The following is a 20,288-nucleotide window of genomic DNA, read 5'->3' as shown; positions in this document are numbered from 1 at the left end:
CGCATGGGCTGCCTTGTGTTCCGGCTTATCCCCCGCCCACGGCCACGACGATTTCCAATTGGTCGCCATCGGCCAGCGCGGCGCTGCCGTGCGTGCTCTTGGGGACGATGTCGCCGTTCTGTTCGACGGCGATGCGCTTGTCCTGGTAGCCCAGATGGGCAATCAGTTCAGCGATGGTCGATACCTTGTCCAGCTGCAAGGGTTTGCCGTTAAGAATGATGTTCATGGTGTAAAGCTTACCAGATCAACTGAATTGGTCGGTGGCGGCCAATAGTTTGGCCAGGATGCCCGGTTCATCAAAAGCATGGCCGGCATCGTTGACCAAATGGAATTCCGCCTGCGGCCAGGCTTGGTGCAGTTCCCAGGCCGTGCGGGCCGGGGTGCAGGCATCGTACCGCCCTTGAATGATGACGCCCGGAATGCCGTGCAGCAGATGGGCATCACGCAGCAACTGGCCTTCGTCCATGAAGCCCCGATTCACAAAGTAATGGTTCTCGATGCGGGCAAAGGCCAGTGCGGCATCGTCGGCCGCATGATCCTGCTGGTGCGCGATGCTGGGCAGCAGCGAAATGGTCCGGCTTTCCCATTGCGTCCAGGCATGGGCGGCTTGCAGCTGCGCGGCACGGTCGGCGCCGGTGAGCCGGCGATGATAGGCGGCCATCAGGTCGTGGCGCTCGTCCTGGGGGATGGGGGCCAGATAGTCTTCCCAGTAATCGGGAAACAGCTGCGAGGCGCCTTCCTGGTAGAACCACAGCAGCTCGCTTTGCCGTATGGTGAAAATACCGCGCACAATCAATTCGCTGACCTGCGCAGTATGTTTTTGCGCATAGGCCAGCGCAAGGGTCGACCCCCACGAACCACCGAAAACCAGCATCTGGTCCGCTTGCAGCACTTCGGTGCGCAGGCGCTCGATATCGGCCACCAGATGCCAGGTGGTGTTGTTGTCCAAACTGGCGTGCGGCGTGGATCGCCCGCAACCGCGCTGGTCGAACAGCAGTACCTTGTAGCGCTCGGGGTTGAACAGCCTGCGGTGCGCGGTGGAGCAGCCGCCGCCGGGCCCGCCGTGCAGAAAAATGGCGGGCTTGCCTTGCGGATTGCCGCAAAGCTCCCAATACACCTGATGGCCGTCGTCGGTGTTCAAGAATCCATGGGCGTAAGGCTGTATGTCCGGATACACGTGCGTTTCCTTGTCCTGTGCGGGTGTAGCCCGGCCCGCCGGCGGGCGAGCGCGGGCGGGATGGGGCGTTACTTGCGGGTAAAGATCAGGTCCCAGACACCGTGGCCCAGGCGCAAACCGCGTGTTTCAAACTTGGTTTGCGGGCGGAAGCCGGGGCGCGGCGCATAGCCGTCGGCGGTGTTGGCCAGCAGCGGTTCCTTGCCCAGTACGTCCAGCATCTGCTCGGCATAGTTTTCCCAATCGGTGGCGCAGTGAATATAACCGCCCGGCTTGATGCGGCTGGCCAGCAAGGCGATGAAGGCCGGCTGGACCAGCCGGCGCTTGTGGTGACGCTTCTTGGGCCAGGGGTCCGGGAAGTAGATATGGACGCCGGCCAGCGAATCCGGTGCGATCATGTCGCGGGCGACTTCGACCGCATCGTGCTGGATGATGCGGATATTGGTTTGCCCCGCTTCTTCGATGCGCTTGAGCAGCGCGCCGACACCGGCGTTGAATACCTCGACGCCCAGGAAGTTGTCGTCAGGCCGCGCCTGCGCAATCTTCAGCGTGGTCTCGCCCATGCCAAAGCCGATTTCCAGCACCGTGGGCGCCGGCCGGCCAAAGGCCTGGTCCAGCGGCAGAGGGGCGCAGCGGTAGGGAATGGACCACTGCGGCAGCAGGCGGTCCAGCGCCTCTTTCTGGCCCGGTGTAATGTGGGCGCGCCGATGCACGAAGCTGCGGATGTGGCTGGTGCCCGAGGGCGCGCTGGACGTGGTGACCAGGGCCTGCTCGGCGCCTGGAGGTGCGCTGGCGGCAGCGCCCTGTGGGGGCTGCCCGCCTGATTTTGGTTCTGTATTCGTGTTCATGGGTGAATTGTAGCGGTTGCCCGGCCGGTTTTCCGCCGCGCGCGTGCCAGAGCGGGCGCCTCAAGACAAGAATCCGGCGGCAGCGCTATAATGCGATGCTTCGCGCAACGCGGGTGTAGTTCAATGGTAGAACGGCAGCTTCCCAAGCTGCATACGAGGGTTCGATTCCCTTCACCCGCTCCATCCATGGACGGCCAAGGACAGCCATGGACGTCCACTGAGTAACTAAGTTTGGCTCTTCCCCATTAACGGGGGATATGGGCATTCATCAAACTCGGTTAATTACACCATTCCAACCGCACTGAGCCAAGGCTCAAGCCACGATAGTAACGCCACCGCTAGCGCCTTGGCCGGCCCAGACGTAGAAGTCTCTCGCCCCGCTGAACTACTAAAGCGTCCAACGTTGAACTGCATATGAGCGGTGACGAGAACTCTATGAAAGAGCGGTCGAAGCACCCATGGATCGTCACCGCCTGGCTGCGGCTGAATTGATTCGCTGAGAGCGTCCAGGTCCTGGAGAACACCTTGAGCGTGCACGATATTCATATAAAGTTAAATATGAATAAAAATAAAGCTTTATGATTCATATATGGATGTTTATTTGGAGATGATTGATTGATCATGTCACCTCTATGTGTTTAAATATGAACGTCTAAAGGGGATTTTTAGTCATATCTGAGCAGGTGCGAACATGCCGACGTCCACGCAGAAAAATTCCAGCCTACGAGTTGCCATGCCACGGCCTGTGGAACGTGCGTTGCACCGTCTTGGGCAGGACATTTCGACTGCACGCCGTGTGCGCCGGTTGAGCCAGGAAGACCTGGCACAGCGCATTGGTACCTCACTGAGTACAGTCAGGCGCATGGAAGACGGCTATCCCGGCACTGCCTTGCACACCTTCCTGCGTGCCTTGCACGTGCTTGGCCGTCTTGAGGACATGGTAAAGGTTTTGGCCACGGAGAATGACACGCTGGGGATGGAACTGGTGCGGGAGCAGTTGCCGCAGCGGGTGCGGACTTCTCGCGGCAGCAAAGCGCGGGTTGATCGTCCCACTGCGGCCAAAGAGAGCTCTGCTGATGACGCCGATGAGTTGGAGGGCTTTTGATGGCTATCAAGTCATCCAAGCGTCAAGATCTAGAAGTGCACCTGGGTTCCAGCGGTCAAGTCGTAGGGCGGCTTTATCTGGGTAGCGGTAAGCGCAGCGCGTTCAGTTACGACGAGCGTTGGTTGCGGGATTCACGATTCTTTGCGCTATCGCCCGACCTGCTGCCGGTCTTGAGTGTTCAACATCCTCAGCAGGTATTTTTTTGCGCACTGGAGGACACTGCACCAGATTCGTGGGGTGAACGTGTGATTCGGCGCGTGCATGCGAGGTTGCGGCAGCAAGACCGCGAGACGCCTGCGCTGGAGCCGGTCGACTTCTTGATGTGGGTAGATGACGAGGCGCGTGTTGGCGCGCTGCGTCTTTTTGATCCTCAAGCCAAAGTCTATTTGCGCTCTGGTGGAACGCATCGGCATGTGCCGCCGTTGGTGGAGCTTGATAAAGTCATGCAAGCGGCCCGCGCATTGGAGGCCGGCAAGGAGAGCGCGCAGGATCTGCAGTATCTGCTGGGGCAAGGCACCTCACTGGGTGGCGCTCGGCCGAAGTCAACCGTCCGAGATACGGACGGTCGTTTGGCCTTGGGCAAGTTTCCTAGCCAGGCGGACAAGCGCGACGTGATTAGAGGCGAAGTCTTGGCCATGCATCTTGCCGCGAAGGCAAGCATCAATGTGGCAGCGGCGCGTGTTGAGTTGATCAATGAGACGGCGGTTGCCATCATTCGGCGGTTCGACCGCACTGATGATGGCGGCCGTATTCCCTACGTGTCGGCCGCAACGATGCTGCAGTCTGATGGCCGTGACTCGACGCATGCTTATACGGAGCTGGTGGACGTCCTGTTGCAGGAAGGCGCGGACCCGATTGCTGACATCCATCAGTTGTGGCGCCGCCTGGTCTTTAATTTTTTGATCTGCAATACCGACGATCACTTGCGTAATACCGGGTTTATGTATGACGCGCGCAACCATGGATGGCGTCTGTCGCCAGCATTCGACCTCAATCCGATGCCTGGCGATCGCCGCGAGAGCAAGACATGGTTGACCGAGGATTCCGGACCGATTGATAGCCGAGACATGTTGATGGCGGGGGCGCCTTACTTCAGATTGGGTGCGGAGGAAGCAACGTCGATCTGGGCTGAGGTGGCTCAGGCAGTGGACAGCTGGCGCCTTGTGGCCAAAGGATTAGGCATGCGGGGTACTGATCTAGTGGATTTTGAGCCAGCATTTGCATAGGGACGGTGAGCCGATGTGCCGCCATGCTGCTGTCCGCCAGAAGCGGCCATCAAGTTAAACTGCCAAATTGTGTCCTACGCCTATGATGAATAGCCCTATATTCTTGATATCGATACGTCTATGAAGCCCTCATGTCCTGTTGCTCTCGTCACCGGTTCTACTTCAGGTATCGGTGCCGCCATCGCTCGACGGCTATCAAACGAAGGATTCGCTATCATCTTGCATTCGCGCAGCTCAGTCGATGCTGGACATGCGTTGGTCAGAGAGTTAACCACGGCCGCTTATGTGCAAGCAGACCTGGCCAATGAGGCGGACCGGGAGAGGCTCGTCCGCGAAGCAATTGCCATGTGGGGGCGACTCGACGTGTTGGTCAATAACGCTGGCATCAGTCGCGTAATCCCGCATGCTGATATGTTGGCTGCCACGCCAGATGCGTGGCAGGAACTGCATGAAGTAAATGTCGTTGCCCCATTTCGTTTGGTGGCGCATGCGGAATCTGCGCTCCGTGATGCTGCTGCGCGGGGAAAGCCTGGTTGCGTCATTAATGTTAGTTCGCATGCTGGCATCCGACCAAAGGGCGCGTCCATTCCTTACGCGGCGACCAAGGCTGCGTTAAACCATGTGACCCGTTTACTTGCTCTTTCGCTTGCCCCGCATATCCGAGTGAACGCTGTCGCACCAGGCCTGGTCGATACGCCTATGACAGCGGACTGGACGCAGGCACAGCAAATTTGGAAAGAACAGGCGCCCATGCGTCGGGCGGCTAGCCCAGAAGACATTGCGCAGGCTGTTGCAATGCTGGTCGCCTCAGACTACCTGGCGGGCGAGATTCTACTGTCGGATGGTGGCTTAAACCTCACATAGCCAACATCGACTGCTAATGGCTTTCGCTCATAATCAGCATCACGGCTCCTGCCGCTATCGCGACGCCTAACCACTGCAGTCGGTTGAGGCGTTCGTGCAGCACGGTGACGCCCAGTATGACGGGCACCACGGGATAGAGTGAGGCAAGCGTTACCGCGACGGACATGAAGGAAAGGCGGGTTGCGAACAGATAGAGCGCCAGAGAAAGTGACGCCAAAGCCCCGAGCCACGCGGCAGGCCATATATAGTGCGGTCCTGGCCACGCAGGCACACCGGCAGCGCGTATGCCCGCGTAGACGACAACGATAGAGGCCAGCCGGTTGGCGGCCATAGGCCACAGGCCCGCAGAGGGATCCGCCTGCGCAATAGCTGCGTACTGCAAGGCGACGCCGCAGCCTGCGATCACGGCTGCATGACCGCCCTTCATCGGTGTGGGAAGCGTCGGTCTCTGCTGCGCGATGAGCCATACGGCCGGCAAGACGGCGGTAAGGCCAACAAGCGCAAGGGCTCCCGGCCGCTCGCCCAGGAGCAGCCCTAACATTGCGGGCAAGGCTGCTCCGATCACAGCGGTAAGAGGCACCACGAGGCTGATCTGGCCCGCACCCATCGCGCGGTAAAGAAACATAATGGCAATCCCGCTGCCCACGCCCGAAAGCGCGCCCCATGCTAACGAGTGGCCATTCGGGCCGCCTTGCAGGAGGAACGCGAGCGTCAGCATGACCACAAGCCCGGCTGCCTGTACCGGCAGGGCGAGCGTAAATCCGTCTATGCGCCGTGAGAGCTTACCGCCCGCAAAATCAACAATGCCGTAGAGTATGGCCGAGGCCAAAGCGAGTACTGCGCCCATGCGATTGCCTCCTTGGGCGGAGCGCAGCAAACCGCGTACCGTAACCGCTTCGGGTCGGACTTTCCCGTGAACAGCTTTATCGCTCATTCAGTGAGCGCGGCAATCCGACTTTGAAGACTACTCTAATTCGCGCCGGAGTCGCTCACGCTTGCGGTCACTGGCCCTTGATTCCGGCCTTCTTGATCACGTCGCCCCATTTGCTCATTTCCGCGGAGATGAACTGGCTGAATTCGGCGGCGCTGCCGGGTTGCGGTTCCATTCCTTGCGCCAGCAGTGTCTTCCTCATGTCCGGTTCTTTCAGCCCGCGGTTGATTTCGGAGTCCAGGCGGGCAACGATGGGGGCGGGAACGCCGCCCGGCGCCATGAATCCGTACCAGCCGGCTGCCACCACATTGGGAAGGTCTTGGCTTTGCAATGTAGGAGCCTGCGGATAGATCTCGCTTTGCGATTTGGACGCGACCCCGATGACCCGCAGCCTTCCGCTTTGAATATGCGGAAGCGCCGCCGTGATTGCCGTCAAGGTGGCGTCAATACGGCCCGCCACCAGATCCGTATAGGCGGCGACGTCGCCGCGATAATGGACCGTCACGCCTTTCACTCCCGCGTCTCGCAGCAACAGTTCGACCGCCAGATGGGGAAGCGAACCATAGCCGGGAGAGCCGAAGGTCAGGCCATTTTCCTGCGATTTGCCGTAGGCGACCAATTCCTGTGCGCTCTTGACCGGAGTTTCCGCATTCACGACAAGAAAGAGCGGAACGGTGGCGGCCATGGCGACCGGCTGCAGATCCTTCCGGGGGTCATATCCCAGGTCGCCATAGAGGGCTTCCAGGGTCGAGTAGGGCGCCGCCGCATACAGAAGGGTGTAGCCGTCGGCCGGGGCTTTGGCTACGAAGTTGTTGCCTACCCGTGTGCCCGCGCCCGTTTTGTTCTCGACAATGAATGGCTGTCCCAGCTGGCGTGCCAGATAGTCTCCAAGCAGCCGCGCCGATATATCGTTGGGGCCTCCCGCTCCGTATGGCGAGACGATCTTCACGGGACGCGAGGGCCAATCGTCCTGTGCGAAGGCGCGTGGCACGGCGCCCGCGCAGAGGCTGGCCGCAGCAGCGCCTAACAGCGTCCGTCGATTTATTTTCATGGTTGTCTCCTGATTTTTCGAATAAGAATGGGAAGTCCGGCACGGCATACGCTGGAAGCGCCGGCATAACTCCGAAATGCGATAATAGATTTCGGTCTCTATTCGGACAAGCTGCAAATTCTTGAGAATCTAAAGGCTAAGCTTATAAATAGCTTTTGCCCAACCCTACGCAAGGAACGCTCCATGGCATTTGAGGTAACGCTTAGGCAATTGCGCGCATTCGTTGCCGTACTGGAATGCGGAAGCTTCTCCGAGGCCGCGGACACCATGCATCTGTCTCAGGCGGCGCTTAGCGGACTGGTCAAAGAGCTGGAAGGCCGTCTGGGCGTGCGCCTGCTGGACCGAAACACGCGCAGCGTGAGCGCGTCCGTGGTCGGCGCCGAATTCGAACCCATGGTTCGCCGGGTGCTGGCCGGCCTGGATGAAGCGTTGGAAAGCGTCACGAACCTGAAGGAGCTGCGCCGTGGCCTGGTACGTGTCGCCGCGCCGGAAACCTTGTCCTGCACGCTGCTGCCTGAACTGATCGCCCGTTACGGCGAGCGCCATCCCGGCGTCGATGTCCGTTTCGAAGATGTGCCGATCGAAGAGGTGCTGGCGGGCCTGCATAGCGGCAGGGTGGATATCGGCTTCGGTCCGGCGGGCGTCCTGGCGGACGATGCGGTGCAGGCTCACATGATACGGATCGATCCGCTTTGGGTCGCGCTTCGCCAGGACGATCCGCTGGCGGCCGGCGCAACGGTCAGTTGGAAGGATCTGCGCGATCGGCCGCTGATCAACTACATGCCCAACTTGGTGCTCAATGTGCTTAGCAATGTGCCGCCCCGGCATCATCCCAGGGATATCGTTCCAGTGCATCGCGTCAATACCGCCCTGTCTTTGCTAAGGGTGAGGCCTGGCTATGTCATCTGCCCCTCGATGGCCCGATCGCTGGTGGAGGGTTTCGGGCTGGTCTTTCTGCCTGTGCGCCAGCCTACGGTCACTTGGCGTATCGCCATCTTCGTCCGGGACCGCGCATCCCTTTCGCCGGCGGTGGAAAGCTTTCTGGATTTCACCCTAGAGGCGGCAAAAAACTGGGACGACGGACTGGCCGCCCCAACCGCTCGAGCAAAGCGCATGGCGGCAATCCTCAATAAATAAGACAGGGTTATAAAAAGATAGGAATTCTCGTCTTGTCTTATAAAAGGCGGCCGGGTATCTTTGGTGGTCAGGCCTAGGCGGATCCGCGCTTGCGGACGCCGGCAGCATTCTGCCATGGCATCTTTCTGAACCTTTACCAAGTAGCCCATGATCTTGCCAGACCTTGATTCTTTTCTGTCGCCTCGTTCCATCGCCATCGTCGGCGCTTCCTCTGTTTCCAGCAAAATTGGCGCGGTGCCTGTGCGATACCTCGTTGAGCACGGCTATTCCGGAGAAATCTACCCGATCAATTCGCGGGCGCAAGAGATCGAAGGCCGCCGCGCCTATGCCTCGTTGCAAGCGGTGGGCCGGCCGATCGATCTGGCCATCTTCGCCGTTCCCGCCTCCAGCGCCCAAGCCGCCCTGGACGATGCGATCGCAGCAGGGGTCAGGAACATCGTCATGTTCTCTGCGGGATTCGCGGAAATGGGGAAGGAGGGAGCCCAAGCGCAGCGCAAGTTCACGGACAAGGCGCTCGCCAACGGTATCCGCGTGATGGGACCGAACTGCCTGGGCTTCATGAATATCGCCCGGTCGGTCTATGCGACCTTCTCTCCAGTGGTCTCGGTCGGCCTGGCCAAGCCGGGCAAGGTTGGTATTGTCAGCCAGAGCGGCGCATTCGGCGCCTATGCCTATGCCATGGCGCAGCAGCGCGGCATGGGACTGTCCATGTGGGTGACGACCGGCAACGAATCGGACATCGATGTGGCCGACTGCATTGCGTGGATGGCGCGCGATGCGGCAACCCAGGTCATCATGGCCTATCTCGAGGGGTGCCGGGATGGCGGCAAGCTCCGGCGAGCGCTGGATCTTGCGCATGCCGCGGGCAAGCCCGTGGTGATCGTCAAGGTGGGCCGGACCGAACTGGGCGCCAAGGCAGCCGCATCGCATACCGCCGCCCTGGCGGGCGACGATGCGATTTATGAAACGCTTTTTCGCCAGCATGGCGCCTGGCGGGCGCGGACAATAGAAGAATTTTTCGACATCGCCCATTGTCTGGCGGTTTCCGGCTTGCCGGACAATACGCGGGTGGGCTTGCTGACCGTTTCGGGCGGAGTCGGTGTCATGATGGCGGACGATGCGGCCGAGGCGGGACTGGATGTGGCGGAGCTGCCGGAGGCCGCGCAAGACATCATCAAGGCCCGCGTACCCTTTGCCGCCACCCAGAATCCTGTTGATCTAACCGGCCAAGTGACGGCCGAGCCCGCCCTGCTGGAGACCGCCGCGCGTGCGATGCTGGGCGAGGCCGGCCATGGCAGCCTGCTTATCTTTCTAGCGGCGTTCGGCGGCACACCAGCCATGCAGGAAGTCCAAAGAAGCCTGGCGCGGGATCTGCGGCGCGATTTTCCCGGGCGGTTGCTGATGTTCAGCGCACTGGCCGACACGGCTCAGCAAAAGGCGCTGGAGGCATCGGGTTGCCTGTGCTTTTCCGATCCGGCCCGGGCCATCCGCGTTCTGGCGGCCATGGGATTCTTCCGGGCGCAAGTTCAGCGGCCGGCGACGGCCTTGGAGGCTGCCCCGGCGGCCAGCTTCTTGCGGCCGGGTCCGTATAACGAAGCCGATGCGCTTGATACTTTGCGCGGCTTCGGCATCCCCGCCATGTCTGTCCACCGTGCCTCGTGCCGGGACGAGGCTATTTCTGGCGCGCGCAAACTGGGGTTTCCGGCGGCGATGAAGGTGCTTTCGGCCGAGATTACGCACAAGAGCGATATCGGCGGTGTTGTCCTTGATATCCGCGATGTGGACGCGGCGGGCGCCGCTTATGACCGCATCATGGCCGCGGCCGGCGCCGCGGCGCCCGACGCGCATATCGACGGCGTGCTGGTGGCGCCCATGGTCCGAGGCGGCGTGGAGTGCATACTGGGCGCGCGCCGCGATCCCGTGCTGGGTCCCGTCGTGATGCTGGGCTCGGGCGGAGTGAATGTCGAACTGATGGGCGATGTCTCTTTTCGCCTTGCGCCGGTGGACCGCAAGCAGGCGCTGGAGATGATAGGAGAACTGAAGATCGCTCCGCTGTTCAGCTGTTTTCGCGGGACGCCCTTGGCCGACGTCGATGCCTTGGCCAATGCCATCGTCGGGATGTCCCGCTTTGCGCTCTCGGCCGGCAGCCTGCTGGATTCAGTGGAGCTGAATCCTTTTGTCGTGCTTCCCAAGGGCCAGGGCGCGCTTGCCCTGGATGCGGTGCTCTTGACCAATGCCGCGCATGGCGCGCCGTCATCCACCCGGCAGGCGGTGATCGCCACCTTGCCGCTCTTCGAGATGGCGCGCATGCGGGCCTCGAATACCGCCCGCAAGCATCCGGTACAAGGCTTTGCCGGCGATAGCCCCGCATCGCGAATGCGCTGGGTAAACCAGTTTACGCACACCCGGCGGCTGCGCGGCCCGGACGACAAGGAAGTCGTCACGCCGAACAACGACACGCTCTTCACCAATGCATGGCTGGACCTTGCGGCGGGGCCGCTGGTCATCGAGGTGCCCGAGATGGGCGAGCGGTATTGGGTGCTGGGCTTTCTTGATGCATGGACCAATCCCTGGGCTTATGCCGGACGCCGGACGACGGGCGGCAAGGAGCAGCGTCTGTTTGTGCACGGGCCGGATTGGACCGGCGACGTGCCGGAGGGAATGCATTGCATCAGTGCTCCCAGCAACGATGTCTGGGTCATCGGCAGGATACTGGCGGATGCGGATCCAGCCGACCTGGAACGCGTCCATGCGCTGCAGGATCGTTATGCCATCCGACGGCCCGATGGAACGCCCGCGCTGTCTCGCATCGACTGCCTGCTGAGCGATCGCGATACCGGGGTGCCCGACGCGGGGGAATACCTGCGGGTGCTGGCGACCATGCTGACGCGCAATCCACCGTCCGCGCCGCTGCCTGAATGGCCCCGCGAGATCGGTGAACTACAGAAGGCATTGACCGATGTTTACACGGAACTGCGCGAGGTCGCGCAGCCGTCCGAGCTGGGCGGCGGCTGGACGACGGCCGTCAGCGTTCGCAATAGTTTCGGCGACGATATCCTGACGCGGGCAAGGGTGGCGCGCAACTGGATAGGCACGCTGGGCATTGATGAGGCGATGTACATCATGGCCGAAGTGGACGCCGAAGGCGAGGCGCTTAGCGGCGCGCGGCGCTACGTCTTGCGCTTCCCGCCGGATGCCGGGCCGCAGGTCGGGGCATTCTGGTCCATCACACTTTACCGCCGCAGCGATTGCCTGCTTGTTGCCAATCCTATCGACCGGCATTCCATCGGCGACAGGACGCGGGGCCTGCGGCACGATGCGGATGGCGGCCTGCGTATTTCCATCCAGGCAGAGGATCCAGGTCCGGACGAAAATTGGTTGCCCGCGCCGGCGGGCGAGGGATTCTATCTGACCATGCGGCTTTACCAGCCATCTCAAGTTCATCTTGAAGGCACGTTCTCCTATCCTCCGCTGCAGCGGCTGGATTGAACCGGGAGAGCATGTGCGTGCGCCGAAAAAAAGGAGAATTCATGTCTGAGCGGTTGAAGGGTAGGGTGGCCATCATTACCGGTGCCGGGGGCGGCCTGGGACGCGCTCATGCGCTGGAGCTCGCGCGCCATGGCGCGCAAGTGGTAGTCAATGACATGGGCGCGTCGGCGCAAGCCGTGGCCGATGAAATATGCGCTGCGGGCGGGAAGGCCATTGCTTGCGCGGGCGACGTCACGCGCTATGAGGACATGGAGGTCATGGCGGCAGGGGCGCTGTCGGCGTTCGGCCGCATAGATATATTGGTAAACAATGCTGGCATCTTGCGCGACCGTACCTTCGCGAAGATGCCGCTGGAGGAGTTCCAGCTGGTGCTGGAGGTGCATGTCATGGGCTCTGTGAACGCAAGCAAGTCGGTCTGGCCGTACATGCAGGCGCAGGAATATGGACGCATTGTCATGACGACCTCGTCATCCGGCTTGTACGGAAGCTTTGGGCAGTCGAACTACGGCGCGGCCAAGATGGCGTTGGTGGGCCTGATGCAGACGCTGGCGCTGGAGGGCGCCAAGCGGAACGTACGCGTGAATTGCCTGGCGCCCAGCGCTATGACGGCGATGACCGAAGGCTTGCTGGCAGAGGAAGCGGCGGGGGTGTTGACCCCCGAACGCGTCAGTCCTGGCCTGTTGGCCTTGGTGAGCGAGGACGCCCCTACGCGCATGATCCTTCTGGCTGGCGGCGGCAGCTTCGAGTGCGCCCACATCACGATGACGCGCGGCATTCATATCGGCGACGCCGACAATCCCGCGGAAGCGCTATGCGGCCGGCTGGAACAAGTACAGGCGCAAGACGGCCAGCTTATACCTGCTTCAGGCTGGGAGCAGCCGCAACACGAGGTGGCTAAAGCCTTGGGCTGCACGCCGCCGATCTCAAACGCTGCGACATAGGCGGCTAAGGCAAGCCACTGATTTGCGTGTCAGGACCGATGCAGCGCAAGCGTGGGAAATCGTTGCGATAGGGACGCACGTCACGGCTGAGCACGCTCAAGTTGGCCGCCGCTGCGTGGGCGCCGATGTAGAAATCGGGCAATGGAACAAGGCGCGTACCGCCGCTACGACGATAGCTTAGGAAAGCCTGGGCTGCCAGCCCCGCGCATTCCCACGGCAGGGCACTGCGCTGCGTATCGTAGACGTCGAGCATTGCATCCAGGGCATTGATGTTAGGCCCAGGGATCAGAAGTTCGGTGTAGATCACAAGATTGATGTGCAGGAGCGCCTGCTCGCTGCAGAGCTGGAGCTGGTCCACCGACCATTCGTGCCAGCGGCTATCGGGGGCCATGCAGTCGATCCAGATATTGGTATCGACCAGGAAGCCCGACGAGCCATCGTACTTTGATAGATCAAGCATGGTCTTCATCGCTTGGGCGCAGGAATGCCATGATTGCCTCGCTGTCCATCTGTCTGAATGGCTTATCCAGGCTCGTGCGCACGCGCTTGGCGGCCGCACGCAGCGCTTTACGCCGATCGTCTGTCCCCATACTGACTTTCTGGATGATGATCTTTCCACCCTCTAGCGCGAAGGATACCTGGCTGCCGGGCAGAATGCCCGCAGCGTCACGCAGACGTTTTGGGATAGTGACTTGCCCTTTTTCAGTTACTTGCATAGCTGAACTCCCGTTCAGTAAGAATTCCTAGTTGGAATTCTATCCTTCTCAGGCGTCGGATGTAAGTACCCTACCGAATCGCATTATTCGCTCCACCATGGACTGCTGCTGTCGGCCAGGAGCGGTCAGCCTGCCGCTTGAGGGGGGAGGTCTTGCGCTCAGCAAGGATTGGTCCTCAATCTGGCGACGGGCCTCTTTCCAGAAATGTGGAAAGCGCGATGTAGCTGCGCACGGACCGGACGCCTTCAAGGCTCTGGATCTCCATCAGAAAGCTTTCCAGGGATTCGGTGTCGTTTGCCCTGACCTTGACAAGCACACAGCCGTCCCCGGCGACGGTATGAAGTTCCTCGACTTCGGGTCGGTTGGCGAACGTCAATAACTGGCGCGTGGCGTTGTAGCTGCTGGTATCGACCACAAGAAACGTCAGCAAGGTGCGGCCAAGCTTGCAGCCGTCGAGTATCGCCACAGTGCTCTTGATGACGCCGTCGCGTTTAAGCCGCTTGACGCGGTCATGCACGGCGGGGGCAGATAAGTTCACGATCTGGCTAAGTTCGGCGTAGCTGTGCGAAGCGTCCTTGGCGAGCGCGCCTAATATCTTTCGGTCAATCGGGTCGAGTTCGGCCGGATTATGCCTAGTTTGCCGAACGGCATCTGTTTCTTTTTCTGATTGTGTCATTTTGGTTTACCTCCGAAAACTATGTCTCATACAATAAATATAACCGAATATGATTCGGGCATTAATCAATCTCAAGGAAACGTTCTTCATGCCAGTCGCACTTTTCGCGCTGGCGATCGGCGCATTCGGTATTGGACTGACCGAATTCGTTATCGCTGGCATCCTTCCACAAATTTCTCAGGATTTTGGCGTCGATATCCCGACGGCCGGCCTGATGGCGACCACCTACGCACTGGGCGTGTTCATTGGCGCGCCGATTATTACCGCCTTGGGTGCAAGAGTGCCGCGCAAGACAATGCTGATCAGCCTTGCCATCATCTTCACGCTGGGCAATGTCATGACGGCGCTCGCGCCTACTTTGACGATCGCTTTGGCAGGCCGGATTCTGACGGCATTCAATCACGGCACTTTCTTCGGCATCGGTTCGATCATCGCGGCCTCGCTGGTCGCAAAGGATCGCCAGGCCAGTGCCATCGCCTTCATGTTCTCGGGGCTGACGCTGGCAAATCTGTTCGGCGTGCCCATGGGAACCTGGCTCGCGCAAGTCTACGATTGGCGGCTGGTGTTCTGGCTGATCGCCGGAATCGGTCTTGTCACCGCTATCAGCGTGGCGCTGCTCGTCCCCCCGATCAAGGCCGGAAAGGCCATCGCCCTGAAGGCCGAACTTCGCGCTTTCATGGACCCACAGGTCCTGCTCGCCATGGGCATCACCGTCTTCGGTCCGGCAGCATTCTTTACCTCCATCACCTACATCGCCCCAATGATGCTTGAGGTGTCAGGGTTCTCGGCGGCAGGCGTTGCATGGCTTATGGTGCTCTTCGGCCTGGGATTGGCTGTCGGCAATTGGATGGGTGGCCGCTTTGCAGACCGGTCCCTTTTCGGAACGCTGTTCGTGACGCTTGCGGCGCAGGCCGGGGTGCTGTTCATCTTCTGGGTCGGTGCAGGCAACGGCGCTGTCGCCACGGCCTCCGTGTTTCTCATGGCCGCCTTCGGTTTCGCCACGGTATCGCCGATCCAGAAGCTGGTGATGGAGCGTGCCAATCGCGCGGGGGCGCCCACGATGGCCGCATCGGTGAACATCGGCATGTTCAACCTAGGAAATGCAATCGGTGCATGGGCCGGCGGAGCGACGATCGCTGCCGGGTTCGGCTTGGCCTCTCCGAACTGGGCGGGCGCCATCCTTTCGCTCGTGGCCCTGGGATTGGCTGTGATCGCTTGGGTGAGTGCCGATAGAGCGTATTCAGCGGTGCCTGCTGAATGCTAGATTCTGTTCACCCGCCACCATTTCGGCAATAGCTTGCGCACCTGCGGCCGGTCGTAACGGTCGTCCATAAGATACACCACGCCCCGGTCGTCCTGCGTGCGGATGACGCGGCCGGCGGCTTGCACCACTTTGCGGATGCCGGGATACAGATAGGCGTATTCATAGCCGCCGCCGAAAGCGGCGCCCATGCGTTGCCTGATTTGCTCGTTGGCCGGATTGATTTGCGGCAGGCCGAGGGTGGCGATGAAAGCGCCTATCAGACGCTGGCCTGGCAGGTCGATGCCTTCGGCGAAGGCGCCGCCCAGCACCGCAAAGCCAAAGCCGCGGCCTGTTTCCGTGAAGCGTTGCAGAAACGCTTCGCGCTCGGCTTCGCCCATCTGCCGCGACTGTTCCCACATTGGGATTCCTGGGTGGCGGCTTTTGAACAGGGATGCCACTTGCTGCATGTAATCGAAACTGCTAAGAAAGGCGAGATAGTTGCCGGGCTGGCTGCCGTATTGACTGGCCATCAGGTCGACCATGGGCTGTAACGATGCCCCGCGGTGCTGATATCGGGTGGAAATGCGGCGCGCTACCTGGACGGTAAGCTGCTCGGGCTTGAAGGGCGATTCCACATCTATCCAGGCACTGCCGTCCGGCAGGCCCAGCGTGTCGTGATAGAAATGCGATGGGGTCAGCGTGGCCGAGAACAAGGTCGTGGAATGGGCGGCGCTGAACCGTGGTGCAAGAAAGGGGGCGGGGATGATGTTGCGCAGGCACAATGACGATTGCTTGCCCTGCCCGTCGGCGGCAGTGGCCGGTACGGTGATATCGAACAGGGAATGGTTGTCGAACAGCTCGGCGATATGCAGGAAATGCAGCGCATCGAAGTAAAAGCGCTGCAAGGCGCTATCGACGTGAGTCGGGTGTTCAGTCTGGAAATCGATCATGGCCGTGACGGCGCGTTGCAGCGCGGCAATGAATTTTGCCGGAACGCTGTCATAGGCCTGGTAAGGCGCGCCCTGGTTCTTGAGCAGCTCGCTCCAGCAGCGGTTGACGCCGTCCAGGGTTTTTTTCAGCATGGCCGGCGCCGATCGGCGCAATGCACTGAAGGCTGCCCGATCCAGTTCGGCCGTATACATCTTTCGGGCGCGCTCGAGTAGATTGTGCGCTTCGTCGACCAGTACGCCCGCCCGCCACTGGTTGGCGACGGTCAGGCCATGCAGCATGGCGCTCGAGTCGAAATAATAATTAAAGTCGCCGACCGCCACATCGCACCAACGCACCAGTTCATGGCCCAGATAGTAAGGGCATACCTGGTGTTCTGAGGCGACCCGCTGCAGCGCTTGTTTGTCCAGAAATTCGCGGCCGAGCGCTGCCTGCCGGGCTTGAGGCAGCCGGTCGTAGAAGCCTTTGGCCAGGGGGCAGGATTCGCCGTGGCATGCCTTGTCCGGATGTTCGCAGGCCTTGTCCCGGGCCACCAGCTCGATGATGCGCAAAGGCATGCTGGCGTCCATACTGCGGATTTGCGTCAAGGCTTGCAGCGCGACGCCGCGGCCGGATGTCTTGGCGGTCAGGAAGAAGAGCTTGTCCAGTTTCGCGCCGGGGGCAGCTTTCAGCAGCGGGAATAGCGTGCCTATGGTCTTGCCTATGCCGGTCGGGGCCTGGGCCGCGAGGCAGCGGCCGCCGCGCGCCGCTTTATAGACCGCCTCCGCCAAGGGCCGCTGGCCGGTCCGGAATTCCGCGTGCGGAAAACGCAGGCTGTCCAGCGCGCGATCGCGGCTTTGGCGATGCGACAGCTCTTGGTCGGCCCAGTCCAGAAACTGCCGGCACTGGTCCTCGAAGCCTTGCCTGAGCGCCGCCGCGTCATGCAGCTCGCTTATGACGGTTTCCCGCTTGCCGACGATGTCGAAATAGATCAATGCCAGCCTGATTTCGGGCAAGTCCAGCTTCTGGCAGAGCAGGTGGCCATAGACTTTGACCTGGGCCAAGTGCAAATGGCGATGATTGGCAGGCATCCGAGCCAGGTCGCCGCGGAATGTCTTGATTTCCTCGAGCTGGTTCTGCTCAGGGTCCCAGCCGTCGGCGCGGCCACGAACAATAAGGTGCTGGAATTCCCCCGTCAGGCTGATCTCGGATTGGTAGCCGGCGCCGCGGCGGGAGGCGACCAGGGCATGGCCGGCCATGCCTTCCTGGGCGGTGGGCGCAGGGGTGAAGCGCAGATCCAGGTCCCCCTGTTTGGCCGTGAACTCGCACAGGGTGCGCACCGCGACGGTATAGGTCATGCCGGGCATTCCGCCCACCGCACATAGCATACGGCCACGGGCATATCGTGCGTGGCGCAGTAGCCGAACCATCGCAATTGATTGTCTTGCAGGCGGTCGCCGGGGCCTTTGACTTCTATCATCTGGTAGCGTTTTTCCAGAGGCCAGAACTGGATCAGATCGGGGAAGCCGGAGCGATGAGCGGGGATGTCGAGCAATATCCGCTCGAACCATTTCTTAAGATGCAGGGCGGGAATGCAGGCCAGTGCATGGTCCAGTATTTCGTCGTTCAATATTCCCCAAGCCACGAACTCGGACTGAATGCCGGCTTTGCTTTGGTAGTTCTGTACGATGGTTTGCCTGTATGCGCCCGAATCGAGTAGGGCCAGGCAAGTCTTGAACAGATTCTGGCGCCGCAGGTAGAAGTCGGCGCTATACAGGTCGGCCGGGGCGCGCTGAAATGGGTGGAAGAACGCGCCTGGGAGCGCGGCGAAAATGGCATCCCAGCACAGCAGCCCAAACAGTGAATTGACCAGCGTGTTCTCTACATAATAGACCGGGCCCTGTGGCTGTTGAAAGTAGCCCTGGGCCAGTTCCTCTACGGCTACGGGCATTTGCGGCCGGGGCAGGGTCAGGGTCAGTTTGGTCAAGGACGCAGCGGCGGGGCGTGGCGGGCACGGCCGGCCCAGCTTGCGCAGCAGGCGCGGTATCATGCGGCCGACCTGCTGCTTTTCCGCTTCGCTTTCCGGCTGTTGCTGCGCTGTCTGCGCCCGTTGCAGGGCCGATTCGAATTGCTCGTTGAGTTCCAGGACGCGTACGCTGCGGCTGCGTGCGCCGGCATACGTGGATTGCGTATACAGGGCGTAAGCGCGATCCCAGTCATGGTTTTTTTCATAGTGGCGGCCAAGCTGGAACAGCAGCTTGGCGCGGCGCTGTTCCAGCCATTCGTTCGGGTAGGGCTCGGAAGGGATGTCCTGCTGTATAAGTTCCGCATCGGCGCCCGCATGGAGCCGCTCGCGGCAATCGTGCAGGTGCAAGTAGTCGTCGATATCGCGGCGGTTGTGAAAAATCCGGGAAGACGCGGGAAATTTCACTTTTTCATAAACGTACAGACCCAGGTCGGCAAGGACGAATTCGGACCAGTCCTGGCGCAGGTTGCCGAAGAACATCAGGCGCAGGCATTCGCATACCGGCATGACGAGTAGTTCATAAACGCATCCTGCGCCCATGGGATACCAGGCCTTGAAAGGCAGGGCTGTGGTGTGGCGATCCTGCAGCGCCTGGAACTGGGCGGCTTTGCGGGCGTGCCTGTCGGGTAGTTGTGCGCCGAAAGCGTCGGCGACTTCTGCCTTGGTCAACAGGCCGAACAATTGCTCTAGCGTGAGCGCAGGGCTGTCGTCCAGCCAGCCCTGCTCGATCAAGGCCTGCGCCGCCGAAGGCACGCTGCCGATTTCGTCGTAACGCAGCTTGCTGCTTCTGAACAGCGTGCCTTTGCGCATGATCATCCTGGCCAGCAGCGCGCGCGATGCACGCGGCAGGCCCTGGAAACAATGGATGAAATCACGTTCGGCGTCCAACAGCAGGTCGTCGTAGCGCTGCTGGACCCAGCGCAAGACCATCTCGAAATTGTCGAGATAGTAATAGCGATTTTCGAGCACTGGGTTCATCTGCACTGATCAATTACTGTATTTAAAAACAGTATATCAGGGCTTCGCCGAAGACGCCAAGATGGGCATTTTAAGAATTTTCTTAGCCCGTAAAGAATCATTTTAAGAATTTCCTTAACCCTGGAACAGGGCTGAATTGAAATAATTAACAAGCTGATGTGCAACTTATTCGCACAGGGCCGCTTTCATTTTTTTGAAGGCATTCAATCAACAAAATTTTCCAGGTTGCCAATATGAAATTCAACAAGATTCTGATCGCTTTGGGGGTGGCCGGCGCACTGATCGGCGCGGCCCAAGCCGCACCCACACCCGCTAATACCGTCGTCAAGAAAATCACCCTCACGGCGCAAATCCACGATGCCATCTTTGTTTCCAAGCCCGACGGCTCGACTTGGTACGGCACCGAAGAACTGGAAGCCGATGACTACAAGCAGCGCAAGTTCAGCAAAACCCTGCCGATCCGTGTCTGGACGAAGGGCACGGAATTCAACATTTCGCTGGCTCAGCCGCTGATGATGTCCAACGGCCACAAGCAAATGAAGAATGCTTCGGTCAAGCTCACTCACGCGGGCGGCGAAGGCGACGTGGTCGTCGGCACGGCCTTGAAAGTCGCCCAAACGCAACTGGGCGGCGACGGCGGCACCGACGAAATCCACCACCTGAAGATCAGCGTCGACGCGCCTGACGCCGCCGCGGGTACCGACAACGGCAGCTACAGCGGCGATCTGGTCATGTTGTTCGAGCCGGTTGCGGCTGTTCCCACTCCGTAATACGCACACATTCGCTGGTTTTCCTAGAACCCCGACCCAGCGGTATCGGGTCGGGGTTCTTTTCGACCTTGCTGGTCAGAGCAACGGTATGCGCGTTTATCCAATCCCCTTTCAACTCCGCAAGCTGTGGGTGTGCATATTCGCTTTTGCGAGTGCGCAGGCTTTCGCGCAAGTGAAGATCTCTTA

General features: G+C 60.5%; 18 protein-coding genes and 1 tRNA gene. 9 read left to right on the top strand and 10 right to left on the bottom strand.

Features of this window, described 5'->3' with window-relative positions; translation table 11 throughout:
* Positions 1-25: 25 nt before the first annotated feature.
* The 3 genes from thiS to trmB form a co-directional block, all read right to left on the bottom strand.
* On the bottom strand, positions 26-226 hold the full coding sequence (gene thiS, locus RE432_RS00705; RefSeq protein WP_310931299.1) for a sulfur carrier protein ThiS: 201 nt from the start codon (positions 224-226) through the stop codon (positions 26-28).
* 18 nt (positions 227-244) lie between these two features.
* Complete coding sequence (pip, locus tag RE432_RS00700; protein ID WP_310931298.1) at positions 245-1,177, bottom strand: prolyl aminopeptidase; 933 nt, start codon at positions 1,175-1,177, stop codon at positions 245-247.
* 68 nt (positions 1,178-1,245) lie between these two features.
* Positions 1,246-2,022 (bottom strand): tRNA (guanosine(46)-N7)-methyltransferase TrmB, encoded by a 777-nt coding sequence (gene trmB, locus RE432_RS00695; RefSeq protein ID WP_310931297.1) that lies wholly within the window; start codon positions 2,020-2,022, stop codon positions 1,246-1,248.
* A gap of 109 nt (positions 2,023-2,131) precedes the next feature.
* Between trmB and RE432_RS00690 the strand changes: the two genes are divergently transcribed.
* The 4 genes from RE432_RS00690 (at position 2,132) to RE432_RS00675 (ending at position 5,217) form a co-directional block, all read left to right on the top strand.
* Positions 2,132-2,205, top strand: a tRNA-Gly gene (locus tag RE432_RS00690).
* 508 nt (positions 2,206-2,713) lie between these two features.
* On the top strand, positions 2,714-3,127 hold the full coding sequence (locus RE432_RS00685; protein WP_310931296.1) for a helix-turn-helix domain-containing protein: 414 nt from the start codon (positions 2,714-2,716) through the stop codon (positions 3,125-3,127).
* Positions 3,127-4,353: a HipA domain-containing protein gene (locus RE432_RS00680; protein WP_310931295.1), complete on the top strand. Its 1,227-nt coding sequence runs from the start codon at positions 3,127-3,129 to the stop codon at positions 4,351-4,353. The genes RE432_RS00685 and RE432_RS00680 overlap by 1 nt, the downstream gene beginning before the upstream one ends.
* A 120-nt stretch (positions 4,354-4,473) precedes the next feature.
* On the top strand, positions 4,474-5,217 hold the full coding sequence (locus tag RE432_RS00675; RefSeq protein ID WP_310931294.1) for an SDR family oxidoreductase: 744 nt from the start codon (positions 4,474-4,476) through the stop codon (positions 5,215-5,217).
* Positions 5,218-5,230: 13 nt separating this feature from the next.
* Here the strand turns inward: RE432_RS00675 and RE432_RS00670 are convergent, their stop codons facing one another.
* Positions 5,231-6,064, bottom strand: coding sequence for a DMT family transporter (locus tag RE432_RS00670; RefSeq protein ID WP_310931293.1), 834 nt, complete (start codon positions 6,062-6,064; stop codon positions 5,231-5,233).
* 154 nt (positions 6,065-6,218) lie between these two features.
* Complete coding sequence (locus RE432_RS00665) at positions 6,219-7,199, bottom strand: tripartite tricarboxylate transporter substrate binding protein (protein WP_310931292.1); 981 nt, start codon at positions 7,197-7,199, stop codon at positions 6,219-6,221.
* Between the two features lie 183 nt (positions 7,200-7,382).
* Between RE432_RS00665 and RE432_RS00660 the strand changes: the two genes are divergently transcribed.
* The 3 genes from RE432_RS00660 to RE432_RS00650 all read left to right on the top strand — a co-directional run bounded on the left by RE432_RS00660 (position 7,383) and on the right by RE432_RS00650 (position 12,766).
* Positions 7,383-8,336 (top strand): LysR family transcriptional regulator, encoded by a 954-nt coding sequence (locus RE432_RS00660; protein ID WP_310931291.1) that lies wholly within the window; start codon positions 7,383-7,385, stop codon positions 8,334-8,336.
* Between the two features lie 147 nt (positions 8,337-8,483).
* Positions 8,484-11,825, top strand: coding sequence for an acetate--CoA ligase family protein (locus tag RE432_RS00655; RefSeq protein WP_310931290.1), 3,342 nt, complete (start codon positions 8,484-8,486; stop codon positions 11,823-11,825).
* Positions 11,826-11,866: 41 nt separating this feature from the next.
* Positions 11,867-12,766 carry an SDR family NAD(P)-dependent oxidoreductase gene (locus RE432_RS00650; RefSeq protein WP_310931289.1) on the top strand — a complete coding sequence of 300 codons (900 nt, stop codon included), beginning with the start codon at positions 11,867-11,869 and terminating at the stop codon, positions 12,764-12,766.
* A 4-nt stretch (positions 12,767-12,770) separates the two neighbouring features.
* Here the strand turns inward: RE432_RS00650 and RE432_RS00645 are convergent, their stop codons facing one another.
* The 3 genes from RE432_RS00645 to RE432_RS00635 all read right to left on the bottom strand — a co-directional run bounded on the left by RE432_RS00645 (position 12,771) and on the right by RE432_RS00635 (position 14,158).
* Complete coding sequence (locus RE432_RS00645; protein ID WP_310931288.1) at positions 12,771-13,226, bottom strand: type II toxin-antitoxin system VapC family toxin; 456 nt, start codon at positions 13,224-13,226, stop codon at positions 12,771-12,773.
* Positions 13,219-13,482, bottom strand: a complete 264-nt coding sequence (locus RE432_RS00640; RefSeq protein WP_310931287.1) for an AbrB/MazE/SpoVT family DNA-binding domain-containing protein — start codon at positions 13,480-13,482, stop codon at positions 13,219-13,221. Before RE432_RS00640 ends, RE432_RS00645 begins: the two co-directional genes overlap by 8 nt.
* A 175-nt stretch (positions 13,483-13,657) precedes the next feature.
* Positions 13,658-14,158 carry an Lrp/AsnC family transcriptional regulator gene (locus RE432_RS00635; protein WP_310931286.1) on the bottom strand — a complete coding sequence of 167 codons (501 nt, stop codon included), beginning with the start codon at positions 14,156-14,158 and terminating at the stop codon, positions 13,658-13,660.
* An 88-nt stretch (positions 14,159-14,246) separates the two neighbouring features.
* Here RE432_RS00635 and RE432_RS00630 point away from each other — a divergent pair, with 88 nt between their 5' ends.
* A complete protein-coding gene (locus RE432_RS00630) occupies positions 14,247-15,422 on the top strand; it encodes an MFS transporter (RefSeq protein ID WP_310931285.1) in 1,176 nt (391 codons plus the stop codon).
* Here RE432_RS00630 and RE432_RS00625 read toward each other — a convergent pair.
* Positions 15,419-17,686, bottom strand: a complete 2,268-nt coding sequence (locus tag RE432_RS00625; RefSeq protein ID WP_310931284.1) for an ATP-dependent DNA helicase — start codon at positions 17,684-17,686, stop codon at positions 15,419-15,421. The genes RE432_RS00630 and RE432_RS00625 overlap by 4 nt on opposite strands.
* Positions 17,683-19,332 carry a VRR-NUC domain-containing protein gene (locus RE432_RS00620; RefSeq protein WP_310931283.1) on the bottom strand — a complete coding sequence of 550 codons (1,650 nt, stop codon included), beginning with the start codon at positions 19,330-19,332 and terminating at the stop codon, positions 17,683-17,685. Before RE432_RS00620 ends, RE432_RS00625 begins: the two co-directional genes overlap by 4 nt.
* A 233-nt stretch (positions 19,333-19,565) precedes the next feature.
* Between RE432_RS00620 and RE432_RS00615 the strand changes: the two genes are divergently transcribed.
* On the top strand, positions 19,566-20,102 hold the full coding sequence (locus RE432_RS00615; protein WP_310931282.1) for a CS1 type fimbrial major subunit: 537 nt from the start codon (positions 19,566-19,568) through the stop codon (positions 20,100-20,102).
* Positions 20,103-20,288 lie beyond the last annotated feature (186 nt).

Source organism: Pusillimonas sp. SM2304, assembly GCF_031628915.1.
Classification (GTDB): domain Bacteria; phylum Pseudomonadota; class Gammaproteobacteria; order Burkholderiales; family Burkholderiaceae_B; genus Pusillimonas_C.
The sequence above is the reverse complement of the archived record's forward strand: the minus strand, read 5'-3'. Positions and strand labels throughout refer to the sequence as shown.

Coding starts and splice junctions, on each gene's coding strand:
- thiS (WP_310931299.1), bottom strand. CDS start 226: ATGAACATCATTCTTAACGGCAAACCCTTGCAGCTGGACAAGGTATCG.
- trmB (WP_310931297.1), bottom strand. CDS start 2,022: ATGAACACGAATACAGAACCAAAATCAGGCGGGCAGCCCCCACAGGGC.
- RE432_RS00685 (WP_310931296.1), top strand. CDS start 2,714: ATGCCGACGTCCACGCAGAAAAATTCCAGCCTACGAGTTGCCATGCCA.
- RE432_RS00680 (WP_310931295.1), top strand. CDS start 3,127: ATGGCTATCAAGTCATCCAAGCGTCAAGATCTAGAAGTGCACCTGGGT.
- RE432_RS00675 (WP_310931294.1), top strand. CDS start 4,474: ATGAAGCCCTCATGTCCTGTTGCTCTCGTCACCGGTTCTACTTCAGGT.
- RE432_RS00670 (WP_310931293.1), bottom strand. CDS start 6,064: ATGGGCGCAGTACTCGCTTTGGCCTCGGCCATACTCTACGGCATTGTT.
- RE432_RS00665 (WP_310931292.1), bottom strand. CDS start 7,199: ATGAAAATAAATCGACGGACGCTGTTAGGCGCTGCTGCGGCCAGCCTC.
- RE432_RS00660 (WP_310931291.1), top strand. CDS start 7,383: ATGGCATTTGAGGTAACGCTTAGGCAATTGCGCGCATTCGTTGCCGTA.
- RE432_RS00655 (WP_310931290.1), top strand. CDS start 8,484: ATGATCTTGCCAGACCTTGATTCTTTTCTGTCGCCTCGTTCCATCGCC.
- RE432_RS00650 (WP_310931289.1), top strand. CDS start 11,867: ATGTCTGAGCGGTTGAAGGGTAGGGTGGCCATCATTACCGGTGCCGGG.
- RE432_RS00645 (WP_310931288.1), bottom strand. CDS start 13,226: ATGCTTGATCTATCAAAGTACGATGGCTCGTCGGGCTTCCTGGTCGAT.
- RE432_RS00640 (WP_310931287.1), bottom strand. CDS start 13,482: ATGCAAGTAACTGAAAAAGGGCAAGTCACTATCCCAAAACGTCTGCGT.
- RE432_RS00635 (WP_310931286.1), bottom strand. CDS start 14,158: ATGACACAATCAGAAAAAGAAACAGATGCCGTTCGGCAAACTAGGCAT.
- RE432_RS00630 (WP_310931285.1), top strand. CDS start 14,247: ATGCCAGTCGCACTTTTCGCGCTGGCGATCGGCGCATTCGGTATTGGA.
- RE432_RS00625 (WP_310931284.1), bottom strand. CDS start 17,686: ATGACCTATACCGTCGCGGTGCGCACCCTGTGCGAGTTCACGGCCAAA.
- RE432_RS00620 (WP_310931283.1), bottom strand. CDS start 19,332: ATGAACCCAGTGCTCGAAAATCGCTATTACTATCTCGACAATTTCGAG.
- RE432_RS00615 (WP_310931282.1), top strand. CDS start 19,566: ATGAAATTCAACAAGATTCTGATCGCTTTGGGGGTGGCCGGCGCACTG.